Here is a 17,427-nt window from a genome sequence, read left to right as displayed (position 1 = left end):
TGCGGACGGCGGCACCGCGCCCCCGGAGCCGCTGCTCGACGTCGCCGCTCGCTACTCGTTGAAAAGTGCCTTCTCCACCTCGTTCGGGCCGTCGAAGCTGTCCTTCTTCAGGCCGTCGATGCGGCTGACGACCTTGTCGTCGGCCTTGTTCTGACGGGCGCGGTCCACCAGCGACTTCTTGTCGGTCGGGTATTCCATGCCCTTGAGGGCCTTCTGCACGTCGATGGGGTTGAGGTCGGCCATCGGTTCTCCCTGGGGACGCCGGCCGCACGGCACGCTCCCACGAGCGGCACGGCCGTCTCGGTCATATCCGGACATGACGCGGTACCCGGCCAGACGGGGAACATGCGGCGGTCCAGCGGCACGTGACGGGAACCGCATTCGGCCTCCCGGCCCTCTCGGTGGCCGTGGACACCTCGGCACCGGCCGCCTCGAACCCATCCCGCTCACGCGCCGGCGTTCACTTCCGTGACGCGTCCGCGGGTCACCGCACCGGGTTGCGTCAGTCGCCGGACGGCGGGACCGCGCACCGCCCCTCAACCGTCTCCAGCACCGCCATCGCCGCGTTGTGGCCGGGCACCCCGCTGACCGCGCCGCCGCGCACCGCGCCCGCGCCGCACAGCAGCACGTTCGGGTGCCGGGTCTCGACGCCCCAGCGGCCGGTGCCCTCCTGGGCGTACGGCCAGGACAGCTCGCGGTGGAAGATGTTGCCGCCGGGCAGCCGCAGCTCGCGGTCCAGGTCGAGCGGCGTCTTCGCCTCGATGCAGGGGCGGCCGTCGGCGTCGGTGGCCAGGCAGTCGGCGATCGGCTCGGCGAGGTGGGCGTCGAGCTGCGCCAGGGCGGCCTCGAGCAGGGCGTCGCGGGTGCCGTCGTGGTCGCGGGTGAAGAGTCGCGCCGGGGTGTGCAGCCCGAACAGGGTGAGGGTGTGGCAGCCCCGCCCGGCGAGCTCCGGGCCGAGGATGCCGGGGTCGGTGAGGGAGTGGCAGTAGAGCTCGGAGGGCGGGGCCTCCGGGAGCCGGCCGTCCGCCGCCCGGGCATGGGCGGCCGCCAGCTGCCCGTACCCCTCGGCGACGTGGAAGGTGCCGGCGAACGCCTCGCGGGGGTTCACGGAGGTGTCACGCAGCCTCGGCAGCCGCTCCAGCAGCATGTTCACCTTGAGCTGGGCGCCCTCGGCGGGGGCGGGCGGTTCGTCGCCGGTGAGGGCGGCCAGTTCCCGCGGCGAGGCGCCCACCAGTACGTGCCCGGCCCCGACGGTCCCCTCGCCGTCCGCCGTGCGGTAGGTGACCTCGGCGGCCCGTCCGTCGGTGGCGACCCGCACCGCCTCGTGCCCGGTGGCGAGCACGGCGCCCGCCTTCCGCGCGGCCGTCGCGAGCGCGTCCGTGAGGGCGCCCATGCCGCCGACGGGCACGTCCCAGTCGCCCGTCCCGCCGCCGATCACGTGGTAGAGGAAACAGCGGTTCTGCGCCAGGGACGGGTCGTGGGCGTCCGCGAAGGTGCCGATCAGGGCGTCGGTGAGGACGACGCCGCGCACCAGGTCGTCGGCGAAGTGCTCCTCGATCGCCACGCCGACGGGCTCCTCGAAGAGCATGCGCCAGGCGGCGTCGTCGCCGATGTGTGCGCGGAGTGCGTCCCGGGTCGGCAGCGGTCGCGTGAGCGTTGGGAACACCCGTTCGGCAACGTGTCCCGTCATGCCGTGGAAGCGCCGCCAGGCCCCGTACTCGCGGTCCGAGCCGGTCAGCCGCGCGAACGCCTCCCGGGTGCGCCGTTCACCCCCGCCGACGAGCAGGCCGGTGGGCCGCCCGGCGCGCTCGGTGGGCGTGTACGAGGAGATCGTGCGCCGTCGGAGGCGGACGTCGAGGCCGAGGTCCCGCACGATCTTCCGCGGCAGCAGGCTGACCAGGTACGCGTAGCGCGACAGGCGCGCGTCGATCCCGGGGAAGGGCCGCGCGGACACGGCGGCGCCCCCGGTGGCGTCCAGCCGCTCCAGCAGCAGCACGGACCGCCCGGCGCGGGCGAGGTAGGCGGCGGCGACCAGGCCGTTGTGGCCGCCGCCGACGATCACGGCGTCGTACCTGCGGTGTCCCTCGGGTGCGCGCATGACCCTTGGTAGCACGCGCTGATCGGCGACGGCCAGGAGCCGGCGGGCCGCCGTCGTCCACCGCGCCCGCCGGTCACCGGCCGCCCACGGCCCCCCGCTGCCGTAACGCCGCGACCTTCCGGTACAGCTCCACGGCCTCCTGGCCGCGGCCGAGCTGCTCCAGGCAGTGCGCCTCGTCGTTGCGGCCGGCGAGCACGTCGGGATGGGCGGCGCCGAGGACGCGCTCACGGACGTCGGCGACGTGCCGGTACGCGGTGAGGGCGTCCGCCCAGCGGCCCAGCCACCCGAGTCCCACGGCGACCTCGCGACGGCTGACCAGGGTGTCCGGGTGGTCGGGGCCGAGGACCCGCTCGCGGATCGCGCACACGTCGCGGGCCTCGGCGAGCGCCTCCTCCCAGCGGCCGAGCCGGCCGAGGTTGACGCCGAGGCCGTGGCGGGCGCGGAGGGTTTCGGGGTGGTCGGGGCCCTGGACGCGGGTCCGGTCCTCGACGAGGTCCCGGTAGAGGCCCAGGGCCTCCATGCTGCGGCCGAGCCGCCCCAGGCCGATGCCGACCTCGTAGCGGGCGGAGAGGGTGTCGGGATGGTCGGGGCCGAGGGCCCGGGCACGGTCCCCGGCGACCTCCTCGTACCTGCCGAGCGCCTCCGGCCAGCGGCCCGACTGGCCCAGCAGGTAGGCGACCTCGTACCGGGTGACGAGCGTGTCGGGGTGCGCCGGGCCGAGCACCCGCGCGCGGGCGTCGGCCACCTCGCACGCCATCGTGTACGAGTCCTCCAGGCGGCCCAGCCGGCTGAGGTTGACGGCGAGGTTGTGCCGGCAGCGCAGGGTGTCCGGATGGTCGGGGCCCATGACGCGCGTCCGCGCGGCGAGGACGGAGGCGTACGCCTGGTGTGCCTCCGGATGACGGCCCAGCCGGCCGAGGACGTAGGCCGCCTCCTGGCGGGCGGCGAGCGTGTCGGGGTGCTCGGGGCCGAGGACGCGCTCCCGCACGTGGGCGACGTGGTCGAACTCGCGCAGGGCGTCCGCGGGCCTGTCGGTGCGGCTGAGGGTGAACCCGACCTCGTAGCGGCTGGTGAGGGTGTCGGGATGGTCGGGGCCGAGGGCGTGCTCGCGTTCGGCGGCGACCGCGCGGTGCACCTCCCCCGCCTCGGTCCAGCGGCCGAGGCGGCCCAGGCTGAGACCGGCGTTGTGGCGTCCCGCGAGGGCGGTGAGCAGTTCGGGCGAGGGGGCGGGCCGGGCGGGGACCGCGGGCTGCCGGGCGCGGCCGGTGAGGGGGCGGGCGATCCACTCGCCGCTGAGGCCCGCGGAGGGGTCCGGCGGGGTGGTGCGCAGCCCGGCCCCGGCCGCCTTGTGCCCGGTGGTCATGCCCCGGGTCCAGGACGGCAGACGGGACGCGACGGGCGCACCGGACGAGCCCGGCGTGCCCGGCGTGCCCGACGGTTCCGGGACGGGGCGGGGCCGGGGCAGGGGCAGGGGCGCCACGGGGTACGACACGACCGTCCGCATCCGGGCCGGCGTGCCGCCGTTCCGGCTCCGGCCGCCGTCGCCGTCGAGCCGGCGCTCCAGTTCGAGGGCGTCCTGCGGACGGTTCTCCGGCCGCTTGGCGAGCAGATCGAGGATGACCCGCTCCACGTGTCCGGGGAGGTCGGCCCGGTGACTGCGGGGCGGCTCGGGCGGGGTGTCCCGGTGGCCGACGAGGACGGCCCACGCGTCGTCGAGGTCGAAGGGCGGCACCCCGGTGGCGATCTCGTAGAGCACGCATCCGAACGAGTACAGGTCGCTGCGGTGGTCGACCGGATCGCCGCCGATCTGCTCGGGGGACATGTAGTGCGGGGTGCCCATGGCTGTGCCGGTGCCGGTGAGCCGGGAGGTGAGACCGATGTCGCGGCCCAGCCGGGCTATGCCGAAGTCGCATATCTTCACCGTGCCGTCGGTGAGCCGCATGATGTTGGCGGGCTTCAGGTCGCGGTGCACGATGCCCTGCCGGTGGGTGTAGGCGAGCGCGGCGGCGCCCTGGGCCGCGACGTCGACGACGTCGGCGACGGCCAGGGGGTGGCCCCGGTTGTCCTCCAGCAGCTGGCTCAGGTTCCGGCCCTGGAGCAGCTCCATCACGAGGTACAGCACGCCGTCCGCCTCGCCGAAGTCGTGGACGACGGTGACCCCGCGGTGCTGGAGGGCCGCGGCCACCCGGGCCTCGCGCCGGAACCGCTCCCTGAGCACCCGGGCGAAGGTGTGACCGGTCTGCGTGTAAAGGGGCTTGAGGCACTTCACGGCGACGTGCCGCCCCAGGGACTCGTCCTTCGCGCGCCACACCTCCCCCATCCCGCCGCGCCCGATCCGGTCGAGCAACCGGTACCGGCCCTGGATCAGCCTGGAGTCCGCCATGCCTGCCGACCGCCCCCCGGTGTGTCCGGCCCCGCCCCAGCGCGTCCAGTATGGCGGGGTGTGGTCCGGGTTTGTACGGTGCCGGACGGAAGCGCCGGGGCCGGCGTGGCGCCGCCGACCGCGACACGGACCGGCGGCCGGACGGTCAGGCGTCCAGCGTGGCGAGGAAGTCGGTACATGCCTGAGCGCACTCGCGGCACGCCTTCGCGCCGTCCTCCGCGCCGGGGTGCTCGTCGAAGGCGTGCGCGGTCTCCAGGCACACGGTGCGGCACCATTCCACCTGCACGCGCAGGGTGGCCTCGTCCTGCCCCGCCTGCTCGGACAGCACGCGGCAGGTGGCGTCGCACACCTCCGCGCACATGATGCCCTTGCGCCGCACGCGTTCCTGGTCGGTGGAGCCGTCCGGGTCCACGAGGCTGGCACGAAGGGCGCACGCCCGCGCGCACTCGGTGCACGCCTGCGCACACGCGAAACGGTCCTCGAGAAATCGGAAGAGTTCCTGTTGGGAAGTCGTTGAGGTCACATCGGGCGGGTAGCCGTGCCGACTTACACCAAACCGGCCGACTCCGCATCTGTTTCTGCGCCGTCCGGTAGGGCACCCGGCCGTCCCCGGCTCCAGGAGGTGGGTGACCGTGCCCGGACGACAGGAACTGCCCTCGACGCTGGAACGCTCCCCCGAGGGCGCCCGGCGCACCTGGATCAAGGCGCACGACTCGGCGGTCGAACAGTACGGCGAGGGTGAGCGGGCGCACCGCGTCGCCTTCGGCGCGCTGAAGCACTCGTACGAGAAGGTCGGCGACCACTGGGAGCGCAAGGAGCACGGCCGGCGCGGCCCCTCCGATCCCCGGTCCGCGCGCCCCCGGCAGCAGGGCGGCCGGAGCGGTGAGGGCGTCGACGAGAACGCGTCCAAGGGGCACCTCTACGAGGTCGCCCGGCGGCTCGGCGTCGACGGCCGGTCACGGATGAGCAAGGCAGAGCTGCTCGACGCGATCCGGAAGGCGAACCGTTCCCGGACGCGCGACGCCCGGGAGAAATGAGCCATTCATCCTGGTTCGCCGGTTATGACTGGGGTACTCACCTCACATGAACACGGAACTGATGGATCTCGCCGTGAACCGGGATCACATGATCGGTATCGGCCCGTTCGTGGCCGGCCTGGTCGTGGTGGCGGTGCTGATCGGTGCCCTCTACATGGGCAGGCGGATCTGGCGCCGTGAGCTGCCCCGGCCCCGGCCGGACGAACAGCCCAAGCTGCCCGACGGCGGGCCGGTGTACCAGGAGACCGCGTGCCGCGAGCCCGACGAGATGCCGCGCAGCGACACCCGGACCCTCCCCCACGACCTGCACGGATTCGGCAACGCGTCCTCGCGGCCCAGCCCGGGCAAGCCGCGTCACCGCTGGAGCAACGGCGGCAGCGGTTCCTTCGGCAGCGGAGGACTGGGCGCCCACTGACGGCGCCTCGCGCGGCCCGGAGACGGCACGGCACCGAAACGAGCACCAAAGGGAGTAGAGAGTCATGGCCGACCGCAGCACCCTGCCGCTGCCCGACTACGACCAGCTGCCGATCGGCAGCGTGGAGAGCCGTGTCCGCACGCTCACCGTCGGGGAGGTGGAGCAACTGCTGGCGTACGAGCGCGAGCACGCCGACCGCCTCCCCGCGGTGCAGGTGCTGACGTCCCGGCTGGAGCAGCTGCGCGCGGGCGCCGAACCGACGTCCGGCGACCCCGCCGGTCTGCGCCCCGAGGTGGGGACGGGCCGCGCGGGCTCGCCCGTCACGCCGGCGACGTCGCCCGAGCCGTTCAGCCCGCCGCCGCACGGCACCCCCGACCAGCCGGCCAAGCCCAAGGGCAACCGGACGCAGGGCTGACGTACGGTCCGCCACCGGCCTGCCGTGCGGCGCACCGGAACGGCAGTCCCGTGCAGTTCTCCCACGATGTGCGCGGCGTCCGCGGCCAGGAACAGCCGGCCGTACCGCATCGGCTCGGTGACGTGACTGCGCACCGGCGGCACCCACTCGACGGTGACGGTGCCGCGTTCCAGCCGCAGCAGGGGGCCGCCGTCGGCGAACCGCAGGGCGATGAGGTCCTTGACGACCTCGGTCCGGGCGACGCGGTGTGCACGCCCGCCGAAGCGGAGCTCGGCGCCGAGGAGGGTGGAGCCGACTTCACAGCGGGCGCCGACGGCCCGAAGCTGTGCTGCGGTCCACCCCTGTCAGCGCCCGTGACGGGTCCGGGCGCCGGGGTCATGACGTCTCCAGAAGTGCGCCGAGCCCGATGCCGAGTTCCAGGACGCTGACCCGTGGCTCGCCGATGAAGCCGGGCGTCCGGCCCCGCGTGTGCTCCTCGACCAGCCTCTCCACCCGCTCGACGGGCAGCCCGTTCCGCTCGGCGACCCGGTGGACCTGCAGCCGCGCGTACCGCGGCGAGATGTCCGGGTCCAGTCCGGAGCCGGCGGAGGTCACCGCGTCGGGGGGGCACGTCGGAGGGCCGGACGGCGTGGCCGGGCACCGAGTCGTCCCGGCCGACGGCGGCCTTCGCCTCCTCCCCCCGCCGCACGAGGACCTCGTTGTCGGCGGCGTCGGCGGCGAGGTTGGTGGCCCCCGGCAGGAGCAGGTCGTACCGGGTGTTGTAGCTGCTGGTGCCGAGTCCATCGGCCGGGCGGCCCTGGAACCACCTCAAGTCGGCGTCGGGACTCTTCCGGCCCTCCTTCGACGGCAGGTCGTAGGACTGGCCGATCAGCGAGGACCCGACGACCCTGCCGTCCGCCGTCACCTCGGAGCCGTTCGCCCTGCCGGGGAACGGGGCCTGCGCGACGCCGGTGACGGCCAGCCGGTGACGGCCAGTGGATAGACGACGCCGGTCAGCAGGGTGAGGACGAGGAGGGCCCGCAGGTCCGCTCCGAGCAGGCGCACTGTGGCGACAGGGGTGTTCATGGTGGTCGGCCGGTTCCGTGGCCGACGAAGATGATCAGATCGACGCGTTCGATGCGGACGAAGGGGGGCGATCAGGCCGCCCAGGCCGTAGACGGCGAGGTGGCGGCGGAGCATCCGGTCGGCGCTCACCGACCGGTAGCGCACTCCCCGCAGGGCGAGCGGCACGAGCACGACAATGATCAGCGCGTTGAGGATCACCGCGGCGAGGATCGCGGAGTCCGGCGAGGACAGCCGCATGACGTTGAGCTCGTCCGCCCCCGGGTGATCAGCGACTGGTTGCCGATCTCCACGATCTCGATGAGCTCGATGAGCTCGGTGGGGCCGGAGTCCAGGTCCACCATGTCCCCGGCCTCCTTGGCGGCCGAGGTGCCGGTGGTCATGGTCTCCGGGAGCACCAGAGCGAGGACGGGACAGCCAATCAGGGCGACGGCCACGACCGGGCCGACGACGTTCTCGGCGGTCACGGCTTCGTCACCCCCTGGCGACGAGGGCCACCAGCGCGAAGGCCGCGAGCGTGGTGACGATGCAGGCCATGCCGGCGTACGTCATGGACGAGGGCCGAGCGGCGCCCGCGACGGCGCACTGTTCCCGCGTGCCGCCCGGGCTGCTCGTGCCGCCCGTACTGTCCGTGCCGTGCCCCCGGCCCTACCTGGTCCGGTAGGCCCGGAGGAAGGTCCGCACCCCCTCGACGACGAGTGGCCGCACGCGGGCGTCCTCCGCGGCGTTCGCGGAGCCCAGCCTGTCCAGCGCGACGCCGAAGGTCAGCGCGATGAACTGGTCGGCCGCGAGCCGGGGGTCGGGGACATCGAGCAGCCCGGCCGCGGCGAGGGCGGCGAACCGCTCGGCGAGTGCCTCGTCGGGGGTGTCTGCCATGGAGTTGTAGCCCCGGTGCGGCAGATGGCCGGATTCCGCCCGGACCAGTCGTTGCAGCGTCGCGTACTCCGCCGAGCCGAGCATGTCGGTCGCGATGCTCATGGAGAACGTGACCAGGGCGTCCTCCAGTCCGGCGGCCTCGGGGAGGTCGGTGAGGGTGTCGTCGAGGGTGCGCCGGATCGTGGTGATCAGTGACTGGCCGACGGCGTCGACGACCGCTCGAAGAAGCGTCTGCTTGTCGCCGAAGTAGTCGTAGACCGTCCGCTTGGACACCTCGGCCCGGGCGGCGACCGCGTCGACGCTGGTCCGGTCGAAGCCGTCGGCGAGAAACAGCTCCCGGGCCGCCGAGAGGATGGCGGCCCGCTTCCGCGCGGACCCCTCGCGCAGTGTCTTCGTGGTCGGCATGGACGCATCCTACCTTTCCTACACTGCACGGTGTAGTGTAGTCGGCCCGGCGAGACGGAAGGGACGTCCATGACCGCAACCCTCGCTCCACCGGTCCGCATCGGAAAGGCCGCTGTAGGGGCCCTCGGCATGCTGGCCGTCGCCACCGGCGCCCTGGAGTCGGTGGTGACGCCGACGCTTCCGCTCCTCCAACGCGAGCTGGACATGAGCCCCGCCGAGGGGGCGCTGCTCAGCATCGTGCTCCTCATCACCGGAGCGCTCGTCACACCGGTGGCAGGCAAGTTGGGCGACCGTTACGGCGGAAAAAGGGTCCTGGTCCGACTGATGACGGTGGTCTGCGCCGGCGGTCTGGTGTCCGCCCTGGCACCGAACCTGCCGGTGCTGCTGCTCGGTCAGGTGCTGCAGGGGGCGATGGTGGGCGCGCTGCCCCTGTCGTTCGTCCTGGTGCGCGCACACCTTCCCGCGGGAGCGTCGAAGGTGGCCATCGGGGTGGTCAGCGGGCTGTTCGTCGGAGGCGGGATGGCGGGGACGCTGTCGGCCGGCCCCGTGGCGGAACAGCTCTCCCGGCACTGGATGTTCGCGCTGCCGACGATCGCGGTCATCGGCGCCACCCTGCTGGTGAACAGACTGATGCCGCACGATCCGCCGGACCGCCCGGACGAGGCCGGAATCGACTGGCCCGGCCTGCTCCTCCTCAGCGGAACGCTGGTCACGCTCATGCTCGTCCTCGCGCTGGCGCCCGACATCGGCACACGGCCACTCGTGCTCGGCGCCCTTGTCGTACTGCTGGCCGCCTTCGTGACCGGATGGGCGGCCGTCGAACGGCGCGCGGCCTCACCGATGGTCGATCTGCGCATGCTGGCACGGCCCGCGGTGTGGAAGTCGTGCGTGCTGACGTCCGTGGTCTGCGTCGGTACCTCGGTGCCGGTCTACCTCGTGCCGCAGCTGTTCGCGGTGCCCGCCGACACGTACGGTTTCGGCGCCGACGCCACCGAGATCGGTCTCTACCTGCTGCCCGGCGCCGTGGCCGCGTCGCTGGCCGGGCCGGTCAGCGGGATCGGGGCGCGGCGTTTCGGCTCGCGCGCCGTGATCACCGCCGGGATCGCCATCATGGCCGCCGCCCTGATCGCCCTGGCGGCCGTCCACACCGAGGTGTGGCACCTCGTCATCGGCAAGATGTTCATCTCGCTCGCCAACGGTCTGTGCGTCACGGCGATGGTGGCCGGCACCGCCACGTCCGTCGACCGGAGCGACACCGGCATCGCCACCGGCCTGGTCCTGGTGACCCGCGTGATCGGCTTCGCCGTGGGGGTGCAGGTCAGCGGCGCGATCCTCACCGCCGGCACCCCCAACGGGTCGGACGTCCCGGCCGAATCGGCCTTCGTGACCGGCTTCGTCTCAGCCGGCGCCGTCACGGCGCTGTCCCTGCTTGTCGCCCGCACCATGCGCGAAGGAGCCAAGAAATGACCCGCACCGACCGGTTGAGAGAGACCCGCCCCACCCGTACCGTCCGCACCGCGCCGAAGCGCACGGCCCTGATATCCGGGGCCGGAGTCGCGGGGCCCGCCCTCGCGTTCTGGCTGAACCGCCACGGGTTCACGGTCACGGTGGTCGAGAAGGCGGGCACGTTCCGTGGCGGTGGTCATCCCGTCGACGTGCGCGGCACCGCCCTCGATGTCGTCCGGAGGATGGGCATCCTGCCGCGACTGCGGGACATGCACATCGACCTGCGCCGGCTGACCTTCCTCGACGGGGACGGCGGCGAGGTGGCCTCGGTCGCCCCGCACACCGTCACCGGCGGTGTCGCGGGACGGGACCTGGAGGTGCGGCGCGGCGACCTGACCGCCGCCCTCTACACGACGGTCCGTGACGACGTGGAGTTCCTGTTCGACGACTCCGTCGACACCCTGCACCAGACCGGCCACGGGGTCGACGTCACCTTCCGCGGGGGCGGCAGCCGCACGTTCGACATGGTGTTCGGGGCGGACGGACTGCACTCACGCACCCGCGAGCTCCTGTTCGGCCCCGAAGGACGGTTCCACCGGTACCTCGGCTACTGCTTCGCCGGCTTCACCATGCGCAACACGTTCGGCCTCTCCCACGAACTGCTGATGTGGAACACCCCGGGCAGGGCCGCGGCACTCTACGCCGTGGAGGACGAGGACGCCGTGCACGCCCTCCTGACCTTCACTCACCCGGAACCGCCGTCCGACGCGTTCCGGGACCCGGAGGCCCGACGGAACCTGGTCGCCTCGGTCTTCGCCGACGCGGGATGGAAGGTCCCGGCCATGCTCGCCGCCCTGAACGACGCGGACGACCTGTTCTTCGACACGGTCGGCCAGATCCGCATGCCCCGCTGGTCCAGCGGCAGGGTCGCGCTGGTGGGCGACGCCGCGTACGCACCCTCGTTCCTCACCGGGCAGGGCTCCAGCCTCGCCCTCGTCGGCGCGTACATGCTCGCCGGTTCCCTGGCCGACCGGGACCACACCGCGGGCTTCGCCGCCTACGAACACACCACCCGCGAGTTCGTGACCCTGAACCAGGACCAGGTCGGCAAGGGCGACGCCACACTCTTCCCGACCACCGCCCGGGCCCTGGAGCAGCGCAACGACATGCTCCGCGACATCGAGGCCACCCCCTCCGCCGCGAAGGGGCGACCGGCTCACTCGGCCCTCACCCTGCCCGACTTCACGCCGAGGCCGTGAGCCCGGCGCGCGCCGGTGTTCCTGGAGCACTGCTGTTCCGGGAGTGGCGGCGCGCGTCTGCCCATCGGTCAGTCGCGTCGCCGTGACCAACCACTTCGGTACGGCCGAAGGGCCTGTTATTACGGCCATCGGACAGGGGCCCCCGGGCCTGTTACTACCGTGCACGTGGCGCCGCGACGCAGAACCGATCAGGATGGCCGGCAGCAATCACCGATTCCGGCATCGCGGGTCGCGGGACCGTCTGGCACGTGACCCGCACCCATGGCGGACGTCCGGGTAGACGAAGACCGACGGACCGCCGGGGTGGACACCCCGGACCAGCCCACCCGACCAGGCGAACGCACGTCACAGCCACACCTGCCGACCTCACCAGGAGGTAACCATGAGGATGCTCATCAACGTCCCGGAGACCGTGGTCGCGGACGCCCTGCGGGGTATGGCTGCCGCCCATCCGGAGCTGATCGTGGACGTGGAGAACCGGGTGATCGTGCGCCGGGACGCCCCGGTGGACGGGAAGGTGGCCCTTGTGTCCGGTGGCGGCTCGGGGCACGAGCCGTTGCACGGGTGCTTCGTGGGACCGGGAATGCTCTCCGCCGCCTGCCCCGGGGAGGTGTTCACCTCGCCCGTGCCGGACCAGATGGTGCGGGCCGCCGCCGCGGTCGACAGCGGTGCGGGTGTGCTGTTCGTCGTCAAGAACTACACCGGTGACGTGCTCAACTTCGACATGGCGGTGGAACTCGCCGAGGACGAGGGCATCCAGGTCGCGAAGGTCCTGGTGGACGACGACGTCGCCGTGTCCGACAGCCTCTACACCGCCGGCCGGCGCGGTACCGGTGCCACGCTGTTCGTGGAGAAGATCGCCGGGGCGGCCGCCGAGGAGGGGCGTCCGCTGGAGCAGGTGGAGTCACTGGCCCGGAAGGTCAACGACAACTCGCGCAGCTTCGGCGTCGCGCTCGACGCCTGTACGACTCCGGCGAAGGGCAGCCCCACCTTCGACCTGCCTGCCGGTGAGCTGGAGCTCGGCGTCGGCATCCACGGCGAGCCGGGGCGGGAACGGCGCGCGATGATGACCTCCCGGGAGATCGCCGACTTCTCCGTCGACGCCGTCCTGGAGGACATGAACCCGCGCAACCCCGTGCTGGTCCTGGTGAACGGCATGGGCGCCACCCCGCTGCTGGAGCTGTACGGCTTCAACGCGGAGGTGCAGCGCCGGCTCGCCGAGCGGGGTGTGCCCGTGGCGCGCGTCCTCGTCGGCAACTACGTGACCTCCCTCGACATGGCCGGTGCGTCGGTGACGCTGTGCCAGGTCGACGAGGAGCTGCTGCGGCTGTACGACGCCCCGGTGCGGACACCGGGGCTGCGCTGGGGCGGCTGAGTCCCTCCCCGTCTCCCTCAACCGATCCCCCGCCCCTCCCCCCCGTCCTCCTCCCCCCTCCCACTCCCTTCCTCTCACGCTCCGTACCACGCAACGCAAGGAGATCCCGTGCTCGACGCCGACTTCTTCCGCCGTTGGATGACGGCCGCCGCGGCGGCCGTGGACCGCGAGGCGGAACGGCTCACCGCCCTCGACTCCCCGATCGGGGACGCGGACCACGGCAGCAATCTGCAGCGCGGCTTCGCCGCCGTCGTGGCCGCGCTGGAGAAGGAGGCGCCGGCGACGCCCGGCGCCGTCCTGCAGCTCGCCGGACGGCAGCTGATCTCGACGGTGGGCGGGGCGTCGGGGCCGTTGTACGGCACGCTGCTGCGCCGCACCGGCAAGACGCTCGGCACGGACGCGGCCGAGGTCGGGGAGGAGCGGCTGCGGGAGGCGCTGCGCGCGGGCGTGGCGGCGGTGGCGACGCTCGGCGGGGCGGCGCCCGGGGACAAGACGATGCTCGACGCGCTCGTACCGGCCGTCGACGCGCTCGGTGAGTCGTTCGCCGCGGCGGCCGACGCGGCGGAGCGGGGCGCCGAGGCGACGACCCCGCTGCGGGCGCGCAAGGGCCGGGCGAGCTATCTGGGCGAGCGCAGTGTCGGGCACCGGGACCCCGGCGCCACGTCCGCCGCGCTGCTGGTCGCCGCCCTGGCGGAGGCCGCCGATGTCTGACGGGCAGCGGGTCGGCATCGTTCTCGTGTCGCACAGCGCCGCGGTGGCCTCCTCGGTGGCCGAGCTCGCGGTGGGCCTCGCGGGCGGCGGGGCCACGGCTCCGGTCGCCCCGGCGGGCGGCACCGCGGACGGCGGGCTGGGCACCAGCGCGGAGCTGCTGGCGGCGGCCGCCGCGGCGGTGGACCGCGGGGCCGGGGTGGCGGTCCTGGCGGACCTCGGCAGCGCGGTGCTGACGGTGAAGGCGCTCCTCGCCGAGGGCGACGAACTGCCCCCGGGCACCCGCCTGGTCGACGCCCCCTTCGTGGAGGGCGCGGTGGCGGCGGTCGTCACGGCCTCGGCGGGCGCGGACCTCGACGCGGTGGAGGCCGCGGCACGGGAGGCGTACACCTACCGGAAGGAGTGACGGAGCGGCGAGGTGGCGGACGGACCGGGGTCCGTGTCACCTCGCCGGCGTCTGCTCCGGCTCGTTCCGCCGCGAGTCCCGCAGGAACGCGCGCGTCAGGGCCTCGCCCCGGGTCACCGCCCGGCGGTGGTCCTCGACGGGGTTCACGCGGGCGTTCCTGAAGACGATGTACGTGACTCCGCCGCCGGTGCCTCCGGCGCGCGGGTCCGGGTCGAGACCCAGGTCCTTCGCCGCCGCGTACGAGGCCTCACCGATGATGTCCGCCGGGCCGGTGTCGCCGACGACCGCGTACCGGACACGGTCCCGGTGGACGACGGCGACGACGGAGCCGCCGGCCACGCCGTACGCGCGGTGGTCCCAGAGGCGGCTCGGGCGGGGTACGACGACGAAGGGCAGCGTCTCGGCGCTGAGGTACCGCCCGTCGGACTGCCGGAAGGCGGTGGTGGGCCGGAAGTCCGGGTCGGTGCGGCGGTTGCAGCGGGCACCGGCCCGGCCGTCGCAGTCGATGTCCATGTCGGCCGTCCAGAACGCCACGTCGCGCGTGCCGCACACGGGGATGTCGGCGGGGGCGCCGCGGTCGCTGCGGTAGCTCCCCCGGGAGACCGGCCGGCAGTCGCCCAGTGCGGCCAGCAGGTCCGCGGCGCCGACGGCGTCCTCCGTTCCGGCGCGGGCGGGTGCCGGTGGCAGGGCCGAGGCGAGCAGGGCGGCGCCGGCCAGGGCCAGTGCGCGTCGGCGGAGGTCGCGGGGCGTCACGCGCCCCACAGTGCCGGGGCGCGCGGAGCAGGGCCACGCGGGAGGGGCCGGACGGTGGACGCCGCGGGGACCGGTCGGAAGCGGAACGGGGTCCGGCCGCCCTCCCTCTTGACGCGGTCACGCCACGCACGCCATATAGGTACAGACCAATTGTCGAGGGGAGGCGGCGCCGTGCGACGCGTTTCCGTGCTGGTGCTCTGCGGGTCACTGCTCCTCACCGCCGCCTGCGGGCAGGACATGAGCGAGGGGCGCCGCGTCCCGCCGGCCCCCGCCGGGGTCACGGCCCAGGCCGGCAGTTCCGGCAGCGTGCACGTCATGTGGAACCGGGCGACCGGGGAACCGGAGATCGCCGCGTACGAGGTGTACCGCGGGCGGGAGAAGGTCAAGGAGGTGCCCGGCTCCGCGCACATGACGGACGTCGTCGGGCTCGAACCCGCAACGGAGTACGACTTCACCGTCCGGGCCCGGAGCGCCGAGGGCGCTCTCGGGCCGCCCAGCCCGCCGGTGCGCGCCACCACGCCCGCCGCGACCGCCGCCGACGAGCGGGCGCCGACCCGGCCGGAGCGGCTGAGCGGCAAGGCGGCCGGCAGCCGCGCGGTCCAGCTGAGCTGGGAGGGCTCGACGGACGACCGGGCCGTGGTGTCGTACGACATCCTCCAGGGCGGCTCGAGCATCCACCGTGTGGGCGGCGGGCAGACGGCGACCGTGGTGACGGGGCTGCGGCCCGGCACCCGCTACTCGTTCGGCGTGCGGGCACGGGACGCGGCGGACAACGTCTCCCCCACGAGTGCCACGGTCGAGATCACCACCGCACCCGGGTCGGACGACGGCCGGGGCACGGCGCCCACCCGGTTCCGGGCGTCGACCCACCGGGCCGACGGGGCGTACCACATCGACCTGTCCTGGGTACCGCCGCGCGCCGACGGGGTGATCACGGAGTACGAGATCCATCTCGACGGACGCCTGGCCACCTCGCTCGTCTGGGGCGGCCCCGCGCCCCGGGACGAGGCCGAGCACAGCTTCTACGCGGGACGCGAGTCCGGGGTCACGCACCGGGTGCGGATCAGGGCGAAGCTGCCGGACGGAACCTGGGGCGGGTTCTCGGAGGAACGGACGGTGACGACGGGCCGGTGACGACCGGGCGGCTCCCCCGGACGCGGGAACCCGTCACCCGGCCGGGTGCCGTCCGGATGCGCGGAGCGGCCGTGCCGCATTGGCTCGGCTCGAGGCAGCACGGGCCTCCCCCACCCACGGCGGCCCACCGGACGTACCGCCGACCGTGCCGCCGGAGGGCAGTCCTATGCGTACCGGACAGATGCTCGCACGCGCCGCACTGGCCGCGGCCGCCGTCGTCTCGCTCCCGCCGGCCCCGGCCGGGGCCGCGCAGGCCGGACCGGGGATCTCCGTGAGCGCCGTCGGGGCCTCGGTCGAGGTGACCACCAGCACCTGCTCCGCGATGAACCCCGACGGCAGCTTCGGCCGGGCCTCCCTGCTCGCCGGCGGGCAGGCCGACTTCTCCCGGGGCCGCCGGGCCACGCTGACCGGTACGAGCGGCACGCAGTCCGCCGCCTGGACGAACGTCGGCGCCGGCACCTACACGGTCACCGTGGTCTGCAAGGACGGGACCACGGCCGGCACCCAGGCGATCCTCGTCCCGGGCGCCCCGACGATCTCCGCCACCACCCTGCCCTCCCCCGTCGGCTCCGCCCCCGCGGGCCTCCTCCCCGCCCGTCCCCCGTCCCCGTCGCCCACCCCTTCGCGCGGCGTCCTGGGCGGCGTCGGCGGGGCCACGGAGGACTACGGCGCCCTCACCCTGCTGGGCGGCCTGGCCCTGGTGGCCGCGGGCACGGGAGCGGCGATCCGGTACCTGCGCCGACGCACCGGGCCGAGCCGCTTCTGAACCGGCTGCCACCGCCTCCGGGCAGTGGCCGCCGGCCGGCTCAGGAGGACCCCGGCGCGGGCTTCGTGCCGATCGCCACGTGGGCGTACCACTCCTCCGACACCGCCAGGCGCGCGGCCAGTCCGGCGCGGGTGAGGGTCTCCAGGGCGAGCGGCGCCTGGTGTTCGCTCGTCTCGACGAACAGGCTGCCGCCGGGGGCCAGCCACGGCGCGGCCCCGGCGGCGACCCGGCGCAGGACGTCGAGGCCGTCGGCGCCCCCGTCGAGCGCGACCGGCGGCTCGTGGTCGCGGGCCTCCGCGGGCAGGAGGGCGATCTCCTCGGTGGGTACGTACGGGACGTTCGCCGCGAGGATGTCGACGCGGCCGCGCAGGGCGTCGGGCAGGGCCGTGAAGAGGTCGCCCTCGTGGACGTGGCCGCCGAACGGCGCGAGGTTGCGGCGGGCGCAGCGCACGGCCGCCGGGTCGACGTCGGCGGCGTGCAGTTCGGCGCCGTCGAGGGACGCGGCCAGCGCCGCGCCGACCGCGCCCGACCCGCAGCACAGGTCCACGACGACCGACGCCCCGGGCAGGGCCGCCAGCGCCTGCTCGACGAGGAACTCGGTACGGCGCCGGGGCACGAAGACCCCGGGGCCGACGGTGATGCGCAGACCCGCGAACCCGGCCCAGCCGAGGACGAGTTCGAGGGGCAGCCCGGACGCCCTGCGGTCCACCATGCCGGCGGCCTCGTCGGGGGTGCGGGCGGTGGAAAGTATCAGCTCCGCCTCGTCCTCGGCGAAGACACAGCCGGCGGAACGGAGGGCGGCGACGACAGCGGACGTCGGCAGAAGCGGCGACGGGGATGGCATGGTGCCGAGAGGCCTTTCGGTGGGCGAAGGGCGCTCGCGCGTGGC

The 17,427-nt window shown here is 74.1% G+C and carries 17 protein-coding genes and 3 pseudogenes; 10 read left to right on the top strand and 10 right to left on the bottom strand.

From position 1 onward, the window contains the following. Positions 1-51: 51 nt before the first annotated feature. The 4 genes from IEZ04_RS09200 to IEZ04_RS09185 all read right to left on the bottom strand — a co-directional run bounded on the left by IEZ04_RS09200 (position 52) and on the right by IEZ04_RS09185 (position 5,004). Positions 52-243, bottom strand: a complete 192-nt coding sequence (locus tag IEZ04_RS09200; protein ID WP_189216234.1) for a DUF2795 domain-containing protein — start codon at positions 241-243, stop codon at positions 52-54. Positions 244-502: 259 nt separating this feature from the next. Next, a complete protein-coding gene (locus tag IEZ04_RS09195) occupies positions 503-2,098 on the bottom strand; it encodes a phytoene desaturase family protein (protein WP_189216233.1) in 1,596 nt (531 codons plus the stop codon). Positions 2,099-2,171: 73 nt separating this feature from the next. Further along, entirely contained in the window at positions 2,172-4,481 is a 2,310-nt protein-coding gene (locus IEZ04_RS09190; RefSeq protein ID WP_189216232.1) for a serine/threonine-protein kinase, read from the bottom strand. Positions 4,482-4,626: 145 nt separating this feature from the next. Beyond that, complete coding sequence (locus IEZ04_RS09185; RefSeq protein WP_189216231.1) at positions 4,627-5,004, bottom strand: four-helix bundle copper-binding protein; 378 nt, start codon at positions 5,002-5,004, stop codon at positions 4,627-4,629. 109 nt (positions 5,005-5,113) lie between these two features. Between IEZ04_RS09185 and IEZ04_RS09180 the strand changes: the two genes are divergently transcribed. The 3 genes from IEZ04_RS09180 (at position 5,114) to IEZ04_RS09170 (ending at position 6,348) form a co-directional block, all read left to right on the top strand. After that, entirely contained in the window at positions 5,114-5,518 is a 405-nt protein-coding gene (locus tag IEZ04_RS09180) for a ChaB family protein (RefSeq protein ID WP_189216230.1), read from the top strand. 46 nt (positions 5,519-5,564) lie between these two features. Next, positions 5,565-5,933 carry a DUF6479 family protein gene (locus tag IEZ04_RS09175; RefSeq protein WP_189216229.1) on the top strand — a complete coding sequence of 123 codons (369 nt, stop codon included), beginning with the start codon at positions 5,565-5,567 and terminating at the stop codon, positions 5,931-5,933. 64 nt (positions 5,934-5,997) lie between these two features. Beyond that, the gene (locus tag IEZ04_RS09170) at positions 5,998-6,348 is read left to right on the top strand and encodes a DUF8129 domain-containing protein (RefSeq protein WP_189216228.1); all 351 of its coding nucleotides are present in this window, start codon (positions 5,998-6,000) and stop codon (positions 6,346-6,348) included. 62 nt (positions 6,349-6,410) lie between these two features. Here IEZ04_RS09170 and IEZ04_RS34665 read toward each other — a convergent pair. The 4 genes and pseudogenes from IEZ04_RS34665 to IEZ04_RS09155 form a co-directional block, all read right to left on the bottom strand. Next, positions 6,411-6,524: pseudogene (locus IEZ04_RS34665) on the bottom strand (FAD-dependent monooxygenase); the annotation flags it as partial. 199 nt (positions 6,525-6,723) lie between these two features. After that, positions 6,724-7,413 (bottom strand): annotated as a pseudogene (locus IEZ04_RS09165) (potassium-transporting ATPase subunit C). Next, a pseudogene (locus IEZ04_RS09160) lies at positions 7,410-7,877 on the bottom strand (potassium-transporting ATPase subunit B); the annotation flags it as partial. The pseudogenes IEZ04_RS09165 and IEZ04_RS09160, both read right to left, overlap by 4 nt. Before the next feature lie 181 nt (positions 7,878-8,058). Further along, positions 8,059-8,691 carry a TetR/AcrR family transcriptional regulator gene (locus IEZ04_RS09155; protein ID WP_189216227.1) on the bottom strand — a complete coding sequence of 211 codons (633 nt, stop codon included), beginning with the start codon at positions 8,689-8,691 and terminating at the stop codon, positions 8,059-8,061. A 69-nt stretch (positions 8,692-8,760) separates the two neighbouring features. On the opposite strand from IEZ04_RS09155, the gene IEZ04_RS09150 reads away from it, so the two are divergent. The 5 genes from IEZ04_RS09150 (at position 8,761) to IEZ04_RS09130 (ending at position 13,885) form a co-directional block, all read left to right on the top strand. After that, complete coding sequence (locus IEZ04_RS09150) at positions 8,761-10,158, top strand: MFS transporter (RefSeq protein ID WP_189216226.1); 1,398 nt, start codon at positions 8,761-8,763, stop codon at positions 10,156-10,158. Beyond that, a complete protein-coding gene (locus tag IEZ04_RS09145) occupies positions 10,155-11,396 on the top strand; it encodes an FAD-dependent monooxygenase (RefSeq protein WP_189216225.1) in 1,242 nt (413 codons plus the stop codon). Before IEZ04_RS09150 ends, IEZ04_RS09145 begins: the two co-directional genes overlap by 4 nt. A 382-nt stretch (positions 11,397-11,778) precedes the next feature. Next, a complete protein-coding gene (gene dhaK / locus IEZ04_RS09140) occupies positions 11,779-12,771 on the top strand; it encodes a dihydroxyacetone kinase subunit DhaK (protein WP_189216224.1) in 993 nt (330 codons plus the stop codon). Between the two features lie 108 nt (positions 12,772-12,879). Next, entirely contained in the window at positions 12,880-13,482 is a 603-nt protein-coding gene (gene dhaL / locus IEZ04_RS09135) for a dihydroxyacetone kinase subunit DhaL (protein ID WP_189216223.1), read from the top strand. Then, complete coding sequence (locus IEZ04_RS09130) at positions 13,475-13,885, top strand: PTS-dependent dihydroxyacetone kinase phosphotransferase subunit DhaM (protein WP_189216222.1); 411 nt, start codon at positions 13,475-13,477, stop codon at positions 13,883-13,885. Before dhaL ends, IEZ04_RS09130 begins: the two co-directional genes overlap by 8 nt. A gap of 36 nt (positions 13,886-13,921) precedes the next feature. Here IEZ04_RS09130 and IEZ04_RS09125 read toward each other — a convergent pair whose 3' ends face one another. Beyond that, positions 13,922-14,638, bottom strand: a complete 717-nt coding sequence (locus IEZ04_RS09125; protein ID WP_229820910.1) for a glycoside hydrolase family 75 protein — start codon at positions 14,636-14,638, stop codon at positions 13,922-13,924. A 171-nt stretch (positions 14,639-14,809) separates the two neighbouring features. On the opposite strand from IEZ04_RS09125, the gene IEZ04_RS09120 reads away from it, so the two are divergent. Both IEZ04_RS09120 and IEZ04_RS09115 read left to right on the top strand, forming a co-directional pair. Further along, positions 14,810-15,772, top strand: a complete 963-nt coding sequence (locus IEZ04_RS09120; RefSeq protein ID WP_229820909.1) for a fibronectin type III domain-containing protein — start codon at positions 14,810-14,812, stop codon at positions 15,770-15,772. A 166-nt stretch (positions 15,773-15,938) separates the two neighbouring features. After that, a complete protein-coding gene (locus IEZ04_RS09115) occupies positions 15,939-16,538 on the top strand; it encodes a hypothetical protein (RefSeq protein ID WP_189216220.1) in 600 nt (199 codons plus the stop codon). 40 nt (positions 16,539-16,578) lie between these two features. Here the strand turns inward: IEZ04_RS09115 and IEZ04_RS09110 are convergent, their stop codons facing one another. Beyond that, positions 16,579-17,382, bottom strand: a complete 804-nt coding sequence (locus IEZ04_RS09110) for a putative protein N(5)-glutamine methyltransferase (RefSeq protein WP_189216219.1) — start codon at positions 17,380-17,382, stop codon at positions 16,579-16,581. Between the last annotated feature and the right edge of the window lie 45 nt (positions 17,383-17,427).

It is taken from the genome of Streptomyces ruber, assembly GCF_014648075.1.
GTDB lineage: Bacteria > Actinomycetota > Actinomycetes > Streptomycetales > Streptomycetaceae > Streptomyces > Streptomyces ruber.
Note: the sequence above shows the minus strand (reverse complement) of the source record. Positions and strands in the feature narration are given on the sequence as shown.

Coding starts and splice junctions, on each gene's coding strand:
- IEZ04_RS09200 (WP_189216234.1), bottom strand. CDS start 243: ATGGCCGACCTCAACCCCATCGACGTGCAGAAGGCCCTCAAGGGCATG.
- IEZ04_RS09195 (WP_189216233.1), bottom strand. CDS start 2,098: ATGCGCGCACCCGAGGGACACCGCAGGTACGACGCCGTGATCGTCGGC.
- IEZ04_RS09190 (WP_189216232.1), bottom strand. CDS start 4,481: ATGGCGGACTCCAGGCTGATCCAGGGCCGGTACCGGTTGCTCGACCGG.
- IEZ04_RS09175 (WP_189216229.1), top strand. CDS start 5,565: ATGAACACGGAACTGATGGATCTCGCCGTGAACCGGGATCACATGATC.
- IEZ04_RS09170 (WP_189216228.1), top strand. CDS start 5,998: ATGGCCGACCGCAGCACCCTGCCGCTGCCCGACTACGACCAGCTGCCG.
- IEZ04_RS09155 (WP_189216227.1), bottom strand. CDS start 8,691: ATGCCGACCACGAAGACACTGCGCGAGGGGTCCGCGCGGAAGCGGGCC.
- IEZ04_RS09150 (WP_189216226.1), top strand. CDS start 8,761: ATGACCGCAACCCTCGCTCCACCGGTCCGCATCGGAAAGGCCGCTGTA.
- IEZ04_RS09145 (WP_189216225.1), top strand. CDS start 10,155: ATGACCCGCACCGACCGGTTGAGAGAGACCCGCCCCACCCGTACCGTC.
- dhaK (WP_189216224.1), top strand. CDS start 11,779: ATGAGGATGCTCATCAACGTCCCGGAGACCGTGGTCGCGGACGCCCTG.
- IEZ04_RS09130 (WP_189216222.1), top strand. CDS start 13,475: ATGTCTGACGGGCAGCGGGTCGGCATCGTTCTCGTGTCGCACAGCGCC.
- IEZ04_RS09115 (WP_189216220.1), top strand. CDS start 15,939: ATGCGTACCGGACAGATGCTCGCACGCGCCGCACTGGCCGCGGCCGCC.
- IEZ04_RS09110 (WP_189216219.1), bottom strand. CDS start 17,382: ATGCCATCCCCGTCGCCGCTTCTGCCGACGTCCGCTGTCGTCGCCGCC.